The organism is Thermosulfurimonas marina (assembly GCF_012317585.1).
GTDB lineage: Bacteria > Desulfobacterota > Thermodesulfobacteria > Thermodesulfobacteriales > Thermodesulfobacteriaceae > Thermosulfurimonas_A > Thermosulfurimonas_A marina.
Genome location: NZ_CP042909.1, coordinates 282,182 through 299,362, shown reverse-complemented (window position 1 = coordinate 299,362; position 17,181 = coordinate 282,182). Strand labels below are relative to the sequence as shown.

Genomic DNA, 17,181 nt, shown 5'->3' with positions numbered 1-17,181 from the left:
CAGGACCTTAGACTTTAAACCCATGCGCATGGAAGAGTTGACCTATCCGGAGGTGGAGGCCCTTTCCCGGGAGGGGGTCCCGGTGATCCTCCCTCTGGGTTCGGTGGAGGAGCACGGGCCGCACCTTCCCCTGGCCACGGATCTTTATACCGCCTATCGGGTGGCGGAGATGGCCGCCCGGAGGGTTCAGGCCCTGGTGGCCCCTCCGGTCTACTACGGACTTTGTCGGAGCACGGCAGAACACCCCGGGACCATTTCCCTGCGGGGGGAGACTCTGCGGGCCCTGGTGCTTGACCTCCTTGCGGGGTTTTTCCAGCACGGTTTTCGGGCTTTTCTCCTCCTTTCCGGGCATGCCGGGGGGACCCACATGGCCTTCATTGTGGATGCCGCCGAGGAATTTCTCTCCCGGCATCCCGAAACAGCCCTGGCCGTGGTCTCCCTCCTGGACCTCCTGCGGGAGCGGGCTGGAGATCTCCTCCAGACCCCCGGAGATTCCCATGCCGGAGAGTGGGAAACTTCTCTTATCCAATATTTTCATCCCCAGCTCGTCCGGGGTTCGGCCCCGGAGGAATATCCCCGCTTTCCCCGCTACCGGATCGTGTCCTCTAAGCGGGCCTTCTGGCCTGGAGGAGTGTGGGGGGACCCCGGCCGGGCCAGCCCGGAGAAGGGGCGCCTCCTTGCCGAACGCCTGGCGGAAGGATTAGAATATTTATTAAGAGAACTGCGGGAGGAAGTAAGATGCGCGAAAGGTTAGTCTTTCTGGTTCTGTTTGTCGCCCTAGCGGTGGCGGGCATGGGTTTTTCCTCTCCCAAGAAGTCCCCGGATATTGCCTTTTCGGATCTCGACGGACACCGCTATCATCTTTCGGACTTTCGGGGAAAGGTGGTGGTGGTCAACTTTTTCAAGAGCGATTGTCCCCCCTGCATGGTGGAGCTGCGGGAACTGGCCAAGCTTTATCGGAAATATGAAAAAGACGGGCTCATGATCGTGAGCCTCATGATAGACGAAGAGGGTCTTCCCCTCCTGCCCCGGATAGTGGAGGGCAAGGGCATCACTTATCCGGTGGGATTGGCCAGTGAGGAGGCCCTGCAGGCCTTTGGCGGGGTCTACATCACCCCCACGACCTTCATCATCGACCGTGAGGGAGAGGTGGTCAAACGCCTCATTGGTTACGCCGGCCGGGAGTATCTGGAAAAGAAGATCCGGGAATATCTAGGCCGTTAGGGATAGATCTCGATTCCCGGCTCTCCGGAGATTACTTCCCCTACGCAGGTCGCTTCTACCACGCCCTTCTCTAGGAGCCGGGTAAAAAGGGCCTCGGCCCGGGCTTCAGGGACGGCGATGAGGAGTCCGCCGGAGGTCTGGGCGTCGTAAAGGACCGAAAGGAGGAGGGGGTCCACCCCTTTGGCAATCTTCACCTTCTTTTCGCAGAAGATCTGATTGGCCAGATCCCCTTCCGGGGCCATGCCCAGCTTTAGGAAATCCAGGGTGCGGGGAAGGAGAGGCACCCGGGAGGCATAGATCCGGAGGCGCACTCCGCTGGCCTCGGCCATCTCTAGAGCGTGTCCCAGAAGGCCAAAGCCGGTAATGTCTGTGGCCGCATGCACGCCTACTTCGGTCATGGACTCCCCTGCGGCCCGGTTGAGGGTGGCCATGGTCTCCACGAGACGGGTGTAGGCGGGGTCCTCAGGGGTAAGGAGCCCCCCTTTGAGGGCCGTAGTGAGGATTCCCGTGCCCAGGGGTTTGGTAAGAAAAAGGCGGTCTCCGGGACGCGCCCCGGTGTTGGTGATGAGTCTTTCCGGGTGCACCAGTCCCAGGGCGCAAAGCCCGTACTTGATCTCCGGGTCATCCAGGCTGTGGCCCCCGCCCAAGGCGGCCCCGGCCTCGGCCACCTTGTCTGCCCCTCCCTGGAGGATCTTCCGCAGGATCTCCAGATCGAGCCCCTTTTTGGGGAAACCCACCACGTTCAGGGCCAGGATGGGGCGGGCCCCCATGGTGTAAAGATCTGAAAGGGCGTTGGCCGCAGCGATCTGCCCGAAGGTGTAGGGTTCGTCCACCACCGGGGTAAAAAAATCCACCGTGGCCACCAGGGCCAGATCCTCGGTCAGGCGGTAGACTGCGGCATCGGAGCCGTGCTCCGCCCCTAGGAGGAGCTCCGGCACCCTCGGCAAGTGCAGGCTTTTGAGGAGGGCCGCCAGCTCCGCCGGCGGCAGTTTAGCCGCTCAGCCCGCGGCCTTGACCTTCTGGGTTAGTCTAACCTCGGGCACACTCGGCCTCCGAGCCCTGGATTTTCTCGATGGCGTGCCTTAAGACCGGGGAGAGCACCTCCCAGGCCTCCTCCACCGCCCTCGGGGACCCGGGCAGGTTAATGATGAGACTTTTGCGCCTTATGCCGGCCAGCCCCCGGGAAAGCATGGAGTAGGGCGTATGCTCCAGCCCTTTAGCCCGCAGAGTTTCGGCAATTCCGGGGATCTCCTTTTCCAGGACCGCTCGGGTGGCCTCCGGGGTGACGTCCCGGGGGGAAAGACCGGTGCCCCCGGTGGTGAGAATGAGAGGCAATTGCAAACGGTCGGCCCAATCCACCAGAAGGGCTACGATTTCTTCGTATTCGTCCGGGACGATCTCGTAGGCCGCTACCTCAAAGCCTGCCTCGGAAAGCTTCTCCATCAGGATTTTCCCGGAAAGGTCCTCCCTCTCTCCTCGGGCCCCTTTATCGCTTACCGTAAGAACACCGGCTTTCATGCCGCCGCTTTCTCCGCGCGGGCACTTTCGATGATCTTCTGGGCCAGAGGACCCGGGACCTCCTCATAATGCGAAAAGCGCATGCGGAAGGTGCCCCGCCCTCCGGTAAGACTGTTGAGATCCAGGGCGTAACGCTGGACCTCGGCCAAAGGCACCTGGGCCTTGACCACCTGGACCTTGCCCCGGGGTTCCATCCCCAGGACTCGCCCCCGGCGGGCGTTGAGATCTCCGATGACCTCCCCCATGTATTTTTCCGGGACCTCGACCTCCAGCTCCATCACCGGCTCAAGAAGGACCGGCTGGCACTGTTCCATGGCTTTCTTAAAACAGTGGAAGGCCGCGATCTTGAAGGCCATGTCCGAGGAGTCCACCTCGTGGGATTTTCCGTCGTAGAACTGCACTTTGACATCCACTACCGGGTAGCCCGCAAGGGGGCCCTTTTCCATGGCCTCCCGCACTCCTTTTTCCACCGCGGGAACGAAATTGCGGGGCACATTCATGCCCGTAAGGGTCTCTACGAATTCAAAGCCCTGTCCCCGGGGAAGGGGAAAGACGTGGAAATGGACTTCGGCAAACTGCCCCCGTCCTCCGGTCTGCTTCTTGTGGCGGTAGATCACTCCCTGGGCCGGTTTTTTGATGGTCTCCCGGTAGGGGATCTTGGGAAGACTCATGCGGGCGCGCACTCCGTAACGCTCGCGCAGTTTTTCCACGGACTTTTCGAGGTGGATCTGTCCCAGACCGGAGAGAAGAAGTTCCCGGGTCTCCTCGTCGCGGCTCACCCGCAGGGTGGGATCCTCCTCCAGAAGCTTGGCCAGGGCCGGGCCGATCTTGTCTTCATCCGCCCGGCTTTCCGGATGCAGGGCGTAGGTGAGGACCGGAGAGGGGAGTTCCGGAGGGGGAATCCGTAGATTCAGGCCCGGGGAGACCAGGGTGTCCCCGGTGCGGGTCTCCGAAAGCTTGGGGAGCACCACCAAGGCCCCGGGGCCAGCCTCAGCCACCTCCCGCAACTCCTCCCCCTGGGCCAGGGAGAGGTGGGCGTATTTCTCCGTGGTCTCGCGCAAGGGGTTATAGAGTTCTCCCTCCCGGGAAATCTTTCCGGAAAGCACCCGGGCAAAGGAGAGGCGTCCGGCATAAGGGTCCACCAGGGTCTTGAAGACCGCAAGGACCGCCGGCCCCTCGGCCGAAGGGGAGACCTCCACGGTGCCCTCTCCCTCGGCCAGACGGGGCCCCCGGGCCTCGGGGCTTGGCCCGAGTTCAGCCACCGCATCAAGCAGCCGGGCTACTCCGATAAAACGGGCCACCGAGCCCACCACCACCGGGGCGATCTTTCCGGAAAGGATTCCTCCTTTAAGACCCCGCATGATCTCCTCCGGGGTGAGCTCTCCCTCCTCCAGATACTTCTCCAGGAGCTCGTCTTCGCCTTCGGCCGCAAATTCCACCATATTCTTGCGTAGGCCCTCGGCTAGGGCCTTTAATTCTTCGGGAAGATTTTCCACCCGCACCTTACGGCCCTCGGGGATATAAACCTTGAGTTTGAGAAGATCGATGATTCCCCGGAGCGTCTCTTCTTCTCCCAGAGGATAGGCCACGGGGACCGGACAGATCTCCAGTTTTTCCTGGAGGTCACAGAGGGCGTCTTCCAGGCGGGCCTTTTCCTGGTCGAGCTTATTCACGAAGACCAGAAGGGGAAGGCCTTCCTCTTGGGCGGCGGCGTAAGCCTTCTCCAGCTGGACCTTGACCGGAGAGGTGGCGTCCACCACCAGGACGGCGAAATCTGCGGCCCAGGCCGCAAGCCGCGTTTCTCCTAAGAAGTTGTCGTCTCCAGGGGTGTCCAGGAAGAAGTAGGGGATTTTCTGCCAGGTGAGATGATGGACCCGGGCCGCCTGCGTGGGCCCCTCCGGAGGGCGTTTGATGTTCTCCCCGGCCAGCTCTAACATGGCCTGGGCCAGGGCCGTCTTCCCCGCCCCGCTTTGGCCTAAAAGGACAAAAGTGCGTATTTCCCCCATGGCCTCCTCCAGCTCTTTTTGAAAAGGCTAGCCCAGGAAATTTCTTCTTGTCAATGAGCGGGCTCAGGAAAGGAGGGAGCGGGCGGCTTCGGCGATGGAGGCCGGGACCAGGCCGTATTTTTCCCGCAGCAGGACCGGGGCCCCGTGTTCGATAAAGCGATCCGGAAGACCGAGGCGTTTAAGACGCGCCGAGACCCTATGGTCGGCCAGACACTCGGCCACCGCGGAACCGAAGCCCCCAAGGAGGGTATTTTCCTCCACGGTGAGCACTCGCCCGGTCTGACTGGCCAGATCACAGATCAACTCCGCGTCCAGGGGCTTTACAAAGCGGGCGTTGACCACCGTGACGGAAAGGCCCTCTTTTTCCAAGATCTCTGCCGCGGCCAAAGCCGGATGGACCATGTTCCCTATAGCCAGGAGGGCTAGATCCCGGCCCTCCCGGAGGACCTCGGCCTTTCCGTAAGGGATCTTACGAAATTCCACTTCGAGAGGTATCCCCACCCCGGATCCCCGCGGGTAGCGGAGGGCTACCGGGCCGGGAAGTTCGAGGGCGGTGTAGAGCATGTGTTGCAGCTCGTTTTCGTCTGCCGGGGCCATTACCGTGAAGTTAGGAATGAGGCGCAGGTAGGTGAGGTCGAACTGGCCCTGGTGGGTGGGGCCGTCCTCTCCTACAATTCCTCCCCGATCCAGGGCAAAGATTACGTGGAGATTGGGAAGGGCCACGTCATGGATAAGCTGGTCAAAGGCCCGCTGGAGAAAGGTGGAATAGATGGCACAGACCGGGATGAGCCCCTCCAGGGCCAGGCCCGCGGCAAAGGTTACCGCGTGCTGCTCGCAGATCCCCACATCAAAGAAGCGCTCCGGAAAGCGTTCTCCGAAGGCCTTAAGCCCGGTCCCCGTGGGCATGGCCGCGGTGATGGCCACTAACCGGGGCTCTATCTCCGCCAGCCTCAACATGGTCCGGGAAAAGACCGCGGTGTAGGAGGGAGGCCCCTCTTCCTTAAGGGGGCGGCCGCTTGTGGGGTCAAAGGGCCCGATTCCGTGAAAGGTCTCCGGATCGGCCTCCGCCGGCGGATAGCCTTTGCCCTTTTTGGTAAGGACGTGCACCAGGAGGGGCCCGCGTATCTCTCTAAGGTTCTGGAAAAGTTTGATGAGCCCCTCCAGGTTATGGCCGTCCACCGGACCGATGTACTCAAAACCCAGGGCCTCAAAGAGCATGCCCGGGGTAAGGGCACTCTTAAGAAGACCCTCACTTTTGCGCAGGAGCTGGAGGAGTTGTTCGCCTCGGGGGAGCCTTTCGGCCAGATGCTCGATGTCCTTTTTCAGACGCCGGGCCAGGCGTCCGGTCATGCGCCGGGAAAGGAAGGAAGACAAGGCCCCCACGTTGGGAGAAATGGACATTTCGTTGTCGTTCAGGATGACGATGAGGTCCTCCCGGAGATGTCCGGCATTGTTGAGCCCCTCAAAGGCCAGACCTGCGGTCATGGAGCCGTCGCCGATGATGGCGATGGTCCGCCCCTCTTTTTGGAGAAGCCGGAGCCCTACGGCCAGCCCCAAACCGTAGGAGATGGAGGTGCTGGAGTGGCCGGTCTCTACGATATCGTGAGGGCTTTCGGCTCGCTTAGGGAAACCGGCAATCCCTCCGTACTGGCGCAGGGTGTGGAACCGCTCCTTCCGACCGGTAATCAGCTTGTGGGTATAGCATTGGTGCCCCACATCCCAGACCAGACGGTCCTTGGGAGAGTCAAAGACATAATGCAGGGCCAGGGTCAGTTCCACCACTCCCAGATTGGGGGCCAGGTGCCCTCCATTGCGGGCTACGGTCTCCACAATGACTTCCCGGATTTCTGCGGCCAGTTTGCGGAGTTCTTTGGGAGAGAGGGCCTTAAGATCCCGGGGATCATTTACGCGGTCGAGGATGCGGCTCATGGAGATCAATTTTTACGGGTAAGCACGAAAAGGGCAAGGGCCCGCAAGGGCTCAGCCGGGGGGCCTAGTGGGGAAAGGGCCGAAAGGGCCCTTTCTACCAGATCCCGGGCCTTTTCCCGGGCCGCGGAAAGGCCTACCAGGGCCGGGTAGGTGGCCTTACCCCGGCGCTCATCGGAGCCTACGGGTTTGCCCAACTCCTCCTCGTTTCCGGTCACATCCAGGAGGTCGTCCACGATCTGGAAAGCGAGCCCCAGGGAGGCCCCGTAGGTCTGCAGGGAGGCCAGCACAGACTCCTCCGCCCCGGCCAGAAGCCCTCCGCTTACCACCGAGGCCTCAATGAGGGCCGCGGTCTTGTGCCGGTGGATATACTGCAGCTCTTCCAGGGAAATGCGCCGGCCTTCGGCTAAAAGGTCGGCCATCTGACCCACCACCATGCCGTGGATACCTGCGGCCCGGGCCACGAGATGGATCGCTGCGACCAGACGCTCGGCCGGGACCCGGGCTCTAAGGTCCGGATGGGTAAAACATTCGAAGGCCAGGGCCTGAAGTCCGTCTCCGGCCAGGATGGCCGTGGCCTCGTCAAAGGCCCGGTGACAGGTGGGCCGGCCCCGGCGCAGATCATCGTCGTCCATGGCCGGAAGGTCGTCGTGGATCAGGGAGTAGGTATGGAGACACTCCAGTCCGCAGGCGAAGGTCAGGAGGTCTTCGGCGGGCCCTCCTGCCGCCTCGGCGGCAAGCAGAAAGAGGATGGGTCGCAGGCGCTTGCCCCCGGCAAAGAGGCTGTAACGCATGGCGGAAATGACCCGGGCCCCGGGTTCTTTTCTTTCCGGAAGGAGCTCTTCCAGCCGGCGGTCGATTTTTTTCCGCAAGCGGCCGAGGAGTTCCTTAAGTTCCCTCTCCTCCATGGCTCTCCTCCAAGGGTACCCGGGTTAAACCTTCGCCGGTCTTGACCAGGACTTCCACCCGGAGGCGGGCCTCCCGGAGAAAGGCTTCGCAGTCCCGGACCAGCCTTATTCCTTCTTCATAGAGTTCCAGGGCCTCTTCCAGAGGCACCGCCGGGTCTTCCAGTCGGCGGGCGATGGCCTCGAGCCGTTGCAATTTCTCCTCGAAAGCGCTCATAGTAATCCTCCAGGGAGCGAATTACAAAAAGGGGGTCTACCCTTTCTCCAGCTACATAAAGTCCGAAGTGCAGATGGGCCCCGGTGGCCCTCCCCGTGGCCCCGGAAAGGGCAATCACTTCCCCTTGAGACACCTCTTGGCCTTTTTTTACCTTGATGCGGGAAAGATGGGCATAATAGGTATAGATACCGCAGCCGTGGGAGAGGATAATCACCTTTCCGGGAAGGTAGAAGTCCCCGGTAAGAACCACCCGACCGCTTTGGGCCGCCCGTACCGGAGTACCTGCGGGCACCGCAAAGTCCACCCCGGAATGGGGACTCCGGGGCCGGCCGTTGAGGATACGCCGCAGGCCGAAGGGGCTGGAGACCCGGCCCTTGACCGGAGGAACCATGGGCCCAGGCCAGCGGCAGGCCCCTTCGGTGCGAGAGACCGTCCGGAGGATGAGGGCCACTTCTTTTTTTATGCGGGCCAAAACCTTGGGGGGAAAGATGACCATCCTTTCCGGAAGTTTTAAGCGTTCTTCGGGATAGGCCTTGGGGAGGACGGAAACTTCCCGGCGGAGGACCACCGGGCCCCGGACGAGAGTCAAAGGGTATCCCCCCGGGGTCAGCTTTAGGGGGATAGGCAAAAGGAAAAGGCGCAGGTCGCCTATTTCCACCGGAAAGTAGGTCCTTCCGAGAAAACGGGCCCTTTGAAAGTTTTCGGCGGAAAGGATTAGGGCCTCTCCGGGATGGGCCCTAAGGGTCTGGGCTCGGGCCCCCGGGGAGAGGCCGAGAAGTAGGCTAAGCAGGAGAAGAAGTTTTTTCCACTCGGGCGGCAATTTTTCCCTCTGCCAGAAGGATTTCCAGAAGGTCTCCGGGTTTGACCTCCGAGGCCTTGCAGACTACCGGCCCTTGCGGACCCTTACGGACCACGCTGTAGCCCCGGGAAAGCACCGCCAGCGGCGAGAGGGCCTCCAAATGGCGGACCAGGGCGGAAAACCGGCCTTCCTCCCGCAGGAGTCGTTCGGCCACCTTTCGGTGAATTTCCCGGCCGAGGCGCCTGACCAAGGCTTCTCTTTCTTGAAGAAGGGCCAAGGGGTCGCGCAGCCGACGCCGGAGGTGGTGGATCTCTCTTTCGGCCAGAGCCAGCCGTCGGGAAAGGTTCTCTTCCAGCCGACGCCGGAGGCCGGCTAACTTTTCAAGAAGGGCCGTGCGATCCGGAAAGACGAGGGCCGCGGCCGCCGTGGGGGTAGGGGCCCGGTGGTCGGCCACGAAATCGCAGATGGTGTAGTCCACCTCGTGGCCCACGGCGGAGACCACCGGCACCCGCGAGCGATAAACCGCCTCCGCCACGGCCCTTTCGTTAAAGGTCCAGAGGTCTTCCAGCGAGCCTCCGCCCCGGGTGATGACGATGAGGTCAAGATCCGGAAGGAGGTTGAGCCCTTCCAGGGCCTCTACGATTTCTTGGGCCGCCCCTTCCCCTTGGACCCTTACGGGATAGATCAGGAGGTGGGCTGCCCAGCGGCTCCGGGCCACCCGCAGAAAATCATGAAGGGCCGCGCCGGAAAGGGAGGTCACCACCGCCACCCGGCGGGGAAAGGCCGGAAGGGGCCTTTTCCTTTCCGGATCAAAGTAGCCCCGGCGACGCAACTCCTCCTTGAGGGCCTCAAAGGCCGCCTGCAAGGCCCCCAAACCCCGGGGCTCAATCCTCTGAGCGATGAGCCGGTACTCTCCCCGGGGGGCATAAACGGAGATCCGGCCAAAACAGAGGACCCGGAGACCCTCCTTCAAAGGAAAGCCCACCCGCCGGGCCTCCTCCCGAAAGAGGACCACCTTAAGCAGGGCCCCTTCATCCTTGAGAGAAAAAAAGATGTGTCCAGAGTCGTGGTTTTTGAGCTGCGAGATCTCTCCCTCCACCCAGACCAGAAGAAAGCGTTCCTCAAGGAGGTCTCGAATCTTCTGCGTGAGCTCCCTTACGGTAAAGACCGTCCTTTCCGGGGGGCGCTCGGCGGCTCTGGAAATTTCGTGCACGCGACTTATCTTCCAGGATGGAATTCGATAAAAAATTTAGCCGGAAAGGGTTCCATGGTAAAGAAGGATCTTTACGAGATCTTGGGGGTTTCTCCAGACGCCAGCCAGGAGGAGATCAAGCGGGCTTACCGGCGCCTGGCCCGCAAGTATCATCCGGACCTCAACCCCGGAGATAAGGAGGCCGCGGAGAGGTTCAAGGAGATCAACGAGGCCTACGAGATCCTTTCCGATCCCCAAAAGAGGGCCGAATACGACCGTCTGCGGCAGGCGGCCCAGGCCTATCGCTTCACCACCCCCGGAGGCGAATCGGCCTACGACTTTGGGCTTTTTATGGAAAGGGACCCCTTTAAGGGGTTCGCTGATCTCTTTGCCGATCTGTTTGGCTGGGAGAGGGAAGAGGCCCCGGAGCCCGGGGCCGATGTGCTCTATCGGGTGGAGGTGGATTTGGCCGATCTGGTCTCTGGAAAGCCTTTGACCTTGGAGATTCCCTTTGAGGAGCCCTGTTCCTCCTGTCATGGGGGAGGCTACGACCTTTCTTCGGCTGAAAGATGTCCAGCCTGCGGCGGGAGGGGACGTAAAGAGAGCCGCCGGGGTCCGGTGAGGATTATTGAGGTCTGTCCGGTCTGCGGGGGCTTTGGAAGCCGTTATACCCGGAATTGTCCCACCTGCGGAGGCCGGGGCACGGTGGTCCGTCGCGAAAGGGTCTCGGTGACCCTGCCTCCGGGGGCCGACGATGGGACCCGGGTGCGCATTCCAGGCAAGGGCCGGCCTGGGAGACACGGAGGCCCTCCCGGAGATCTCTATTTGGAGATCCGGGTCCGCCCTGATCCCCGATTTGAAAGAAAGGGCTATGACCTTTACCTGAAACACCCGGTAGATCTCTTTACCGCGGTCCTGGGCGGAGAGGTCATTGTGCCCACCCTCACCGGGAAGGTCAAGCTGCGTATTCCTCCCGGCACTCAGAGCGGACAGAAGTTCCGCCTGCGGGGGCAGGGTCTGCCGCGTCCGGATGGTTCCCGGGGAGATCTTTACGTAGAGGTCCAGATCACCGTACCTACCAGGCTTTCTCCGGAGGCCCGCCGCAAGTTCGAAGAATTGCGCGCCCTCCTAAAATAGGATCAGATCCCATTTTTGTTTTCCGACCTTTTGGTCTTGTACCCCTGGGTTTTCGGGAAATTTTGAGAGACTAGGGCTTCGTCCCCTCCAAAAATAGGATCGGATCCCATTTTTGGAAGGGGAGGGAAATTGGGGTAAGATGGAGGGGTGCGGTGTCCTTCTTGCCAGAAGGAAGATACCAAAGTGGTGGATTCCCGGAGCACCGGAGAGGGGTTTGTTATCCGGAGACGCCGGGAGTGTCCTCATTGTGGATTTCGTTTCACCACTTATGAAAGATTGGAACTCACCCTTCCCTATGTGATAAAAAAAGACGGCCGGCGGGAGCCCTTTTCTCGGGAAAAACTCATCTCGGGTATTCGTAAGGCCTGTCATAAACGCCCTGTAAGTCAAGAAGAAATAGAAAATTTTGTTTCGCAACTGGAAAGAGAGCTTTTTGAAAGTGGAGAAAAGGAAATCCCTTCCAGCTATCTGGGAGAGCGGGTCATGGAAAAACTCCGGGAGTGGGACGAGGTGGCTTATGTGCGGTTTGCCTCGGTCTATCGGGAATTTCAGGATGTGAACGAGTTTGTAGAACAGGTGGCTCAGCTCCTCAGAGGGAGGCGCCGTGGGAATCGATCCCGCAAGTAGGCTCATCTTTCCCCTGGACGTGCCCTCTCTTTCTGAGGCCCGGCGCTGGGTAAAACTCCTGGCCGGGCTAGTGGGGGTCTTCAAGGTGGGACTCGAGCTTTTTACCGCGGAAGGGCCGGCGGCGGTGGAGATGGTCCGGGAAGAGGCCGGGGCGGAGATCTTTTTAGATCTCAAGCTCCATGATATTCCGGCTACGGTGGCTGGGGCGGTGCGGGCTGCTTCGCGTCTGGGGGTGGATATGCTCACTGTGCATGTGAGTGCCGGAAGAGGGGCCCTCAAAGAGGCTGTACGGGCGGCCGAAGGAGGGCTCAAGATCCTGGCGGTGACCCTCCTTACTTCTCTTACCCGGGCCGATCTCATGGAGGTGGGCTGGTCTCCGGAGTTGGCCCGGGATATGCGCGAGGCCGCCCTTCGGCTTTCTCATCTGGCCTATCGCTGTGGGGTCCACGGGGTGGTCTGTTCAGCCAAGGAGGTTTCTACCATAAAGGAGGCCTTCCCCCATCTGCTCACCGTGGTCCCGGGGGTGCGCCCGGATTGGCTGGAGGAGAATCTGGCCGATGATCAACGTCGTATCGCTTCTCCCAAAGAAGCGGTGCGGGCCGGGGCGGACTATCTGGTGGTGGGGCGCCCCATTCGGGAGGCCCGGGACCCCCGGGCCGTGGCCCAGCGTATCCTGGAGGAGATGGCCCAGGCCTTTTCCGAGCGAGAGAAATGAGACGCACCGGGGTGGCGGATCTTCCCCTGCACGGCGGACGGGCCCCGCGCTGGCTCTTTGAGCGCATGGTGCGCCTGGCCCGGGCCCTCTCTTTGGTGATTCTTGAGGAGTTCGGAAGGCGGGAATTCCTGAGGCGCCTTTCCGATCCCTTCTGGTTTCAGGCCCTGGGCTGTCTTCTGGGCTTTGATTGGCATTCTTCCGGGCTTACCACCACCGTTTGCGGGGCCTTGAAAGAGGCCTTAAGGCCCCTTTCTCTAGAGGTCGGGGTCTTCGTCTGTGGAGGGAAGGCCCGGGCCAGTCTGCGGACCCCGGAAGAGATCCTTTCGGCGGCGGAGCGGGCCGGACTCCCGGAAGACTTTCGGGACTTTGTGGATCTTTCGCGTCTTACGGCTAAGGTAGATAACACCGCCCTTCAGGACGGCTATCAACTCTATCACCATGTCTTCATCTTTACCGTAGAGGGGGACTGGACCGTCATCCAGCAGGGCTTGAACGAGGCCTCCGGTTTTGCCCGCCGTTACCACTGGTTCTCCGGAGGGCTTTCGGACCTGGTAGAGGCCCCGCACAGCGGAATCGTGGCCGCCCGCAAAGAGGCCGAGGTCCTGGATCTTACGGCCCGCAAGAGCAGAGCGGTGCGCGAGGGCCTTTGTGCCCTCCTGCGGGAGCCCCCGGAAAAGCTCCTGCGCGAAATGGAAAGACTTCCCCGTTTGGGCCTTCCCTCCCGTCACTCCCTTACCGAAAGAGACCTTCACCCCCGGGGGCTAGAAAAGGTGCTCCTTAAGGCCTACGAGAAACCCCCTCGGGACTTTCGGGAACTTCTTCTCCTAAAGGGGATGGGCCCCCGGAGCCTGCGGGCCTTAACCCTTACCGCCGAGCTTCTTTACAATGTAAGGGCCTCCCGGGAGGACCCTGCCCGATACGCCTTTGCCCACGGAGGAAAGGACGGACACCCCTTTCCGGTAGATCGCCGGACCTACGAGGACACCGTGGCCTTTCTGGAGGAGACCCTGCGGCGGGCTCGCCTTGGAGAAAGGGAGCGCCTTTCAGCCTTGAAAAGGCTTGCAAGTCTTAAATAGTGATTGCTGCTGAAACAAATATTTAGATAATTACGATAGAAATAGAACTAATCACCTCTTATTTTGTTTTAATCGTCCTTAAATACGCTTGACATTTGGGGAGGTTTTTGATTTTAAAAGGAGAAGCTATGTTTGTCCGAGCCTGTAAGATCCTAAGAAGCCGAGAGCGGGAGATTTTTGACACGTTGAGGGAGAAGGTTTATACCACTTTTCCCAAGGAGACCGTGGCTTTTCTCAAGCGGGAGCTTGACCGTTTTGAAAATCCTCTGGCCCATCGTCTGGAGGAGGGCTTGAAGGGACTGGTAGCTCTTTTCGGAGAGGAGGAATTCTCCTGGGAAAAGGCGGATTATTATTTGGATCGCCTTATCAAGATTGAGGCGGTGCAGAGCCGTAAGCCCTCGGAGGGGCTGGCCTTTCTTTTCTTTCTTAAGTCGGCCATTCGGGAGGTGGCCGGAGAGGAGATCCTGGCGCGCTTCGGGCCGGAGGGGCTCCTAGAAGTGGAAGATTATGTGGATGCCCTTACCCTGCGGGCCTTTAATCATTACCTGGCCGCCCGGGAGAAGCTCAACGAACTCAAATTTCAGGAGTGGAAGTCGCGCCTTTTCCTTCTTCTGAAAAGGGCGGGCTATCTTTACGATGAAAGGGAGGGTAGTCTCGCGCCCGAGACTGCCCTCGACCATAACGAAAATCCACATTAGGGGTTGGGGCTTATGAATGTGGTTGCCGCTTTGCTTGCCGTGATCGGAATGGTGATTGTAGTCTGGTTGGGCGTGGGGGTTCTTAAGCTCTACACCCTTTTCGGGGTGGTGATCCCCTATGCGGCCTTTCTCACCTTGGTGATCGGTCTCATCTGGCGGATGGTGAACTGGGCCAAATCTCCGGTGCCTTTCAAGATCACCACCACCTGTGGACAGCAGAAGAGCCTTCCCTGGATCAAGCACAGCCGGCTGGAAAGCCCGGCCAACAACTTTGAGGTGGTCCTGCGCATGGCCCTGGAAGTCCTGGCCTTCCGGAGCCTTTTCCGGAATCTGCGGGCCGATCTCCGGGGGCGCAAGCTCTATTTCGGCTCCAGTAAGTGGCTCTGGTTGGGAGCCATCCTCTTTCACTGGTCCTTTCTCATTATCCTTCTGCGGCACATGCGCCTCTTTTCTTATCCCGTACCCGGCTTCATCCAGACCTTAGATGCCGTAGATAGCTTCTTCCACATCGGGCTCCCCCATCTTTATCTGACCGATGTGGCTATCCTGGCGGGCCTTACCTTTCTTCTCCTTCGGCGTTTGGTGGATGCCAAGGTCAACTACATCTCGCACGCCTCGGACTACTTTCCCCTCTTTCTCATTCTGGGGTTGGTCACTTCCGGGATGCTTATGCGTTATTTCCTGCGGGTGGATATCGCCTCGGTGAAGGAGCTTACCCTGGGGTTGGCCACCCTCCATCCTAAGGTACCCAAAGGGATTGGGGTTATCTTTTATGTGCATGTCTTTTTCGTGAGTGTACTTGCGGCTTACTTTCCCTTCAGCAAGCTGGTCCATATGGTGGGGGTCTTTTTCAGCCCCACCCGAAATCTTCCCAACGACAACCGCCGGGTGCGGCATATCAATCCTTGGTGGGAGGGCGTGCCGCCTAAGTTCCTTACCTATTGTGAGTGGCAGGAAAAATTCAAAGAACAGCTGGAAAGTGCAGGTCAGCCTATAGACGAAGACTGTTATGAAAAGAAAGAATCCTAAGTGAGGGGTTGAGCCATGGCCTTACCTAAAAGAGACGAGCTTCTAAAGGATGTGCATTATGATCGGATGCCGGAAAAGCACTGGATGGATACCAAGCCGGAGTTCCGCCCCGGAACCTACTGTTATGCTGGCGATCCGGAGGTGGTCAAGGATCTCGGGCTTCCCAATCCTCGGAAGTGGCAACCTTACGACGAGGACTGGAAGCTCCCGGAGAACTGGAAGGAGATTGTGCTCAACGCTATCAGGGACCGCATGGACCGGTTTCGATCCTTCAAGCTCTTTATGGATATCTGTGTGCGCTGCGGGGCCTGCGCGGATAAATGCCATTTCTTCCTGGGCACGGGGGACCCCAAGAACATGCCGGTCCTGCGGGCCGAGCTCCTGCGGTCGGTGGTCAAAGGGGAATTCACCCGGAGTGGAAAGATCTTTGGTCGTCTGGCCGGGGCTAGACCTTTAACCTACGACGTAATCAAAGAATGGTTCTATTACTACTATCAGTGTACGGAGTGTCGCCGGTGTTCGGTCTTCTGTCCTTACGGGATTGACACCGCGGAGATCACCATTTTGGCCCGGGAGATCCTCCACGAGATCGGAGTAAATATCGACTGGATCCTTAAGCCGGTGCGCTTTTCGGCGGAGATCGGAAATCACATCGGTCTTCAACCCCATACCATTCAGGAGAATATCGAGTTTCTTCTGGACGACATCGAAGAAATTACCGGGGTTCGGCCGGAAGTACCCATCAACAAGAAGGGGGCGGAGATCCTCTTCGTGACTCCCTCGGCGGACTTTTTCGCCGATCCCGGGATTTATACCTTTATGGGCTATGTGCTTCTTTTCCACTATCTGGGGCTCGACTGGACCTTAAGCACCTACGCCTCGGAGGGAGGAAACTTTGGCTTCTTCACCTCGCACGAAATGATGCGCAAGCTTCACGCTAAGATTTACCATGAGGCCGAACGCCTTAAGGTGAAATGGATCCTGGGAGGGGAGTGCGGGCACATGTGGCGGGTGGTACACCAGTACGAGGACACCATGCTGGGTCCGGCCCCCAAAAATCTCGAGGTCCCCAAGTGCCCCATTACGGGTACAGTCTTTGAGCATGCCAAAAGCACCAAGATCGTACATATTTGTGAGTTTACGGCTAATCTTATTGCCCACGGTAAACTCAACCTGGATCCCAGCCGCAACGACCACTTGGTGGTCACCTTCCACGATTCCTGCAATACCTCCCGGGGTATGGGAATTTTCGAGGAGCCGCGCTTTATCCTCAGGAACGTCTGCAACAACTTTTACGAGATGCCGGAAAATACCATTCGGGAAAAGACTTTCTGCTGCGGAAGCGGTTCGGGACTTAACACTGACGAGTACATGGAGATGCGCATGCGGGGAGGCTTTCCGCGGGCCAACGCTGTGGAGTATGTGCACGAAAAGCACGGGGTCAACCATCTGGCCTGTATCTGCGCCATCGACCGGGCGGTGCTTCCTCCCCTTATGAATTACTGGGTACCCGGGGTGAGTGTGGGGGGAGTACACGAACTGGTGGGCAACGCCCTGGTCATCCCGGGCGAAAAGAAGCGCACCACAGACCTTCGCTTCCAGCCTTTAAAAGGGGTAGAGGAGGAGGAAAATGTATAACCGCGACAAAGTCATCCCCGGTATCATCATCTTCGTCCTTTTTGCGGCCTTTCCCATTTGGTGGGGGCATGGAAAGAGCGTGCCTCCGCCTAAGCCGGAGCTTCCCAAGGGCAAGTGTGTGGAGTCCAAGGAGTATATGCGGGCTCACCACATGCAGCTTCTAAATATCTGGCGAAACAAGGCCATCCGGGAGGGGATGCGGGTTTACGTGTCCTCGGACGGGTCCCGGTACTGGATCGGTTTACAGAATGGCTGCATGAAATGCCATCATGACAAGAGCAAATTCTGCGATCGGTGCCACACCTATGCGGCGGTCAAGCCCTATTGCTGGAATTGCCACATTCCTCCGGAGACGAAGGAGTTCAAACCGCCCAAGCGGTCGGCTCTTCTCAAACTTTTTGGCATTCCGGAGAGACTTACGGGAAATTCAAGCCATCACGAGTACGAAGAGCATTAATCCTCAAGGAGGCCAGG

The 17,181-nt window shown here is 59.6% G+C and carries 18 protein-coding genes; 10 read left to right on the top strand and 8 right to left on the bottom strand.

Annotated features, from left to right (window positions below; all coding sequences use genetic code 11):
- The first annotated feature begins 22 nt into the window (after window positions 1-22).
- Window positions 23-754 (top strand): creatininase family protein, encoded by a 732-nt coding sequence (locus FVE67_RS01535; RefSeq protein ID WP_168718917.1) that lies wholly within the window; start codon window positions 23-25, stop codon window positions 752-754.
- The gene (locus tag FVE67_RS01530; RefSeq protein ID WP_168718916.1) at window positions 739-1,224 is read left to right on the top strand and encodes a TlpA family protein disulfide reductase; all 486 of its coding nucleotides are present in this window, start codon (window positions 739-741) and stop codon (window positions 1,222-1,224) included. Before FVE67_RS01535 ends, FVE67_RS01530 begins: the two co-directional genes overlap by 16 nt.
- Here the strand turns inward: FVE67_RS01530 and selD are convergent.
- From selD to xseA, 8 genes are all read right to left on the bottom strand, one after another.
- The gene (gene selD, locus FVE67_RS01525; RefSeq protein WP_210534625.1) at window positions 1,221-2,267 is read right to left on the bottom strand and encodes a selenide, water dikinase SelD; all 1,047 of its coding nucleotides are present in this window, start codon (window positions 2,265-2,267) and stop codon (window positions 1,221-1,223) included. The genes FVE67_RS01530 and selD overlap by 4 nt on opposite strands.
- Entirely contained in the window at window positions 2,254-2,742 is a 489-nt protein-coding gene (locus tag FVE67_RS01520; protein ID WP_168718915.1) for a MogA/MoaB family molybdenum cofactor biosynthesis protein, read from the bottom strand. Before FVE67_RS01520 ends, selD begins: the two co-directional genes overlap by 14 nt.
- Complete coding sequence (locus tag FVE67_RS01515; protein ID WP_168718914.1) at window positions 2,739-4,748, bottom strand: elongation factor G; 2,010 nt, start codon at window positions 4,746-4,748, stop codon at window positions 2,739-2,741. Before FVE67_RS01515 ends, FVE67_RS01520 begins: the two co-directional genes overlap by 4 nt.
- 63 nt (window positions 4,749-4,811) lie before the next feature.
- Entirely contained in the window at window positions 4,812-6,677 is a 1,866-nt protein-coding gene (dxs, locus tag FVE67_RS01510; protein WP_168718913.1) for a 1-deoxy-D-xylulose-5-phosphate synthase, read from the bottom strand.
- 5 nt (window positions 6,678-6,682) lie between these two features.
- Entirely contained in the window at window positions 6,683-7,582 is a 900-nt protein-coding gene (locus FVE67_RS01505; RefSeq protein WP_168718912.1) for a polyprenyl synthetase family protein, read from the bottom strand.
- Window positions 7,563-7,730, bottom strand: a complete 168-nt coding sequence (gene xseB / locus FVE67_RS01500) for an exodeoxyribonuclease VII small subunit (protein WP_246167909.1) — start codon at window positions 7,728-7,730, stop codon at window positions 7,563-7,565. Before xseB ends, FVE67_RS01505 begins: the two co-directional genes overlap by 20 nt.
- Window positions 7,699-8,616, bottom strand: coding sequence for a M23 family metallopeptidase (locus tag FVE67_RS01495; protein WP_168718910.1), 918 nt, complete (start codon window positions 8,614-8,616; stop codon window positions 7,699-7,701). The genes xseB and FVE67_RS01495 overlap by 32 nt, the downstream gene beginning before the upstream one ends.
- Window positions 8,579-9,808 (bottom strand): exodeoxyribonuclease VII large subunit, encoded by a 1,230-nt coding sequence (gene xseA / locus FVE67_RS01490; protein ID WP_210534624.1) that lies wholly within the window; start codon window positions 9,806-9,808, stop codon window positions 8,579-8,581. The genes FVE67_RS01495 and xseA overlap by 38 nt, the downstream gene beginning before the upstream one ends.
- Window positions 9,809-9,862: 54 nt before the next feature.
- Between xseA and dnaJ the strand changes: the two genes are divergently transcribed.
- The 8 genes from dnaJ (at window position 9,863) to dsrJ (ending at window position 17,164) form a co-directional block, all read left to right on the top strand.
- The gene (gene dnaJ / locus FVE67_RS01485; RefSeq protein ID WP_168718909.1) at window positions 9,863-10,924 is read left to right on the top strand and encodes a molecular chaperone DnaJ; all 1,062 of its coding nucleotides are present in this window, start codon (window positions 9,863-9,865) and stop codon (window positions 10,922-10,924) included.
- Window positions 10,925-11,071: 147 nt separating this feature from the next.
- The gene (nrdR, locus tag FVE67_RS01480; RefSeq protein ID WP_168718908.1) at window positions 11,072-11,551 is read left to right on the top strand and encodes a transcriptional regulator NrdR; all 480 of its coding nucleotides are present in this window, start codon (window positions 11,072-11,074) and stop codon (window positions 11,549-11,551) included.
- Complete coding sequence (pyrF, locus tag FVE67_RS01475) at window positions 11,529-12,266, top strand: orotidine-5'-phosphate decarboxylase (RefSeq protein WP_246167908.1); 738 nt, start codon at window positions 11,529-11,531, stop codon at window positions 12,264-12,266. Before nrdR ends, pyrF begins: the two co-directional genes overlap by 23 nt.
- Complete coding sequence (locus FVE67_RS01470; RefSeq protein ID WP_168718907.1) at window positions 12,263-13,342, top strand: DUF763 domain-containing protein; 1,080 nt, start codon at window positions 12,263-12,265, stop codon at window positions 13,340-13,342. Before pyrF ends, FVE67_RS01470 begins: the two co-directional genes overlap by 4 nt.
- A 128-nt stretch (window positions 13,343-13,470) precedes the next feature.
- Window positions 13,471-14,040: an RsbRD N-terminal domain-containing protein gene (locus FVE67_RS01465; protein WP_168718906.1), complete on the top strand. Its 570-nt coding sequence runs from the start codon at window positions 13,471-13,473 to the stop codon at window positions 14,038-14,040.
- Window positions 14,041-14,052: 12 nt separating this feature from the next.
- The gene (gene dsrM / locus FVE67_RS01460; protein ID WP_168718905.1) at window positions 14,053-15,069 is read left to right on the top strand and encodes a sulfate reduction electron transfer complex DsrMKJOP subunit DsrM; all 1,017 of its coding nucleotides are present in this window, start codon (window positions 14,053-14,055) and stop codon (window positions 15,067-15,069) included.
- 15 nt (window positions 15,070-15,084) lie between these two features.
- Window positions 15,085-16,707, top strand: coding sequence for a sulfate reduction electron transfer complex DsrMKJOP subunit DsrK (gene dsrK / locus FVE67_RS01455; protein WP_168718904.1), 1,623 nt, complete (start codon window positions 15,085-15,087; stop codon window positions 16,705-16,707).
- A complete protein-coding gene (gene dsrJ / locus FVE67_RS01450) occupies window positions 16,700-17,164 on the top strand; it encodes a sulfate reduction electron transfer complex DsrMKJOP subunit DsrJ (RefSeq protein WP_168718903.1) in 465 nt (154 codons plus the stop codon). The genes dsrK and dsrJ overlap by 8 nt, the downstream gene beginning before the upstream one ends.
- The last annotated feature ends 17 nt before the right edge of the window (window positions 17,165-17,181 follow it).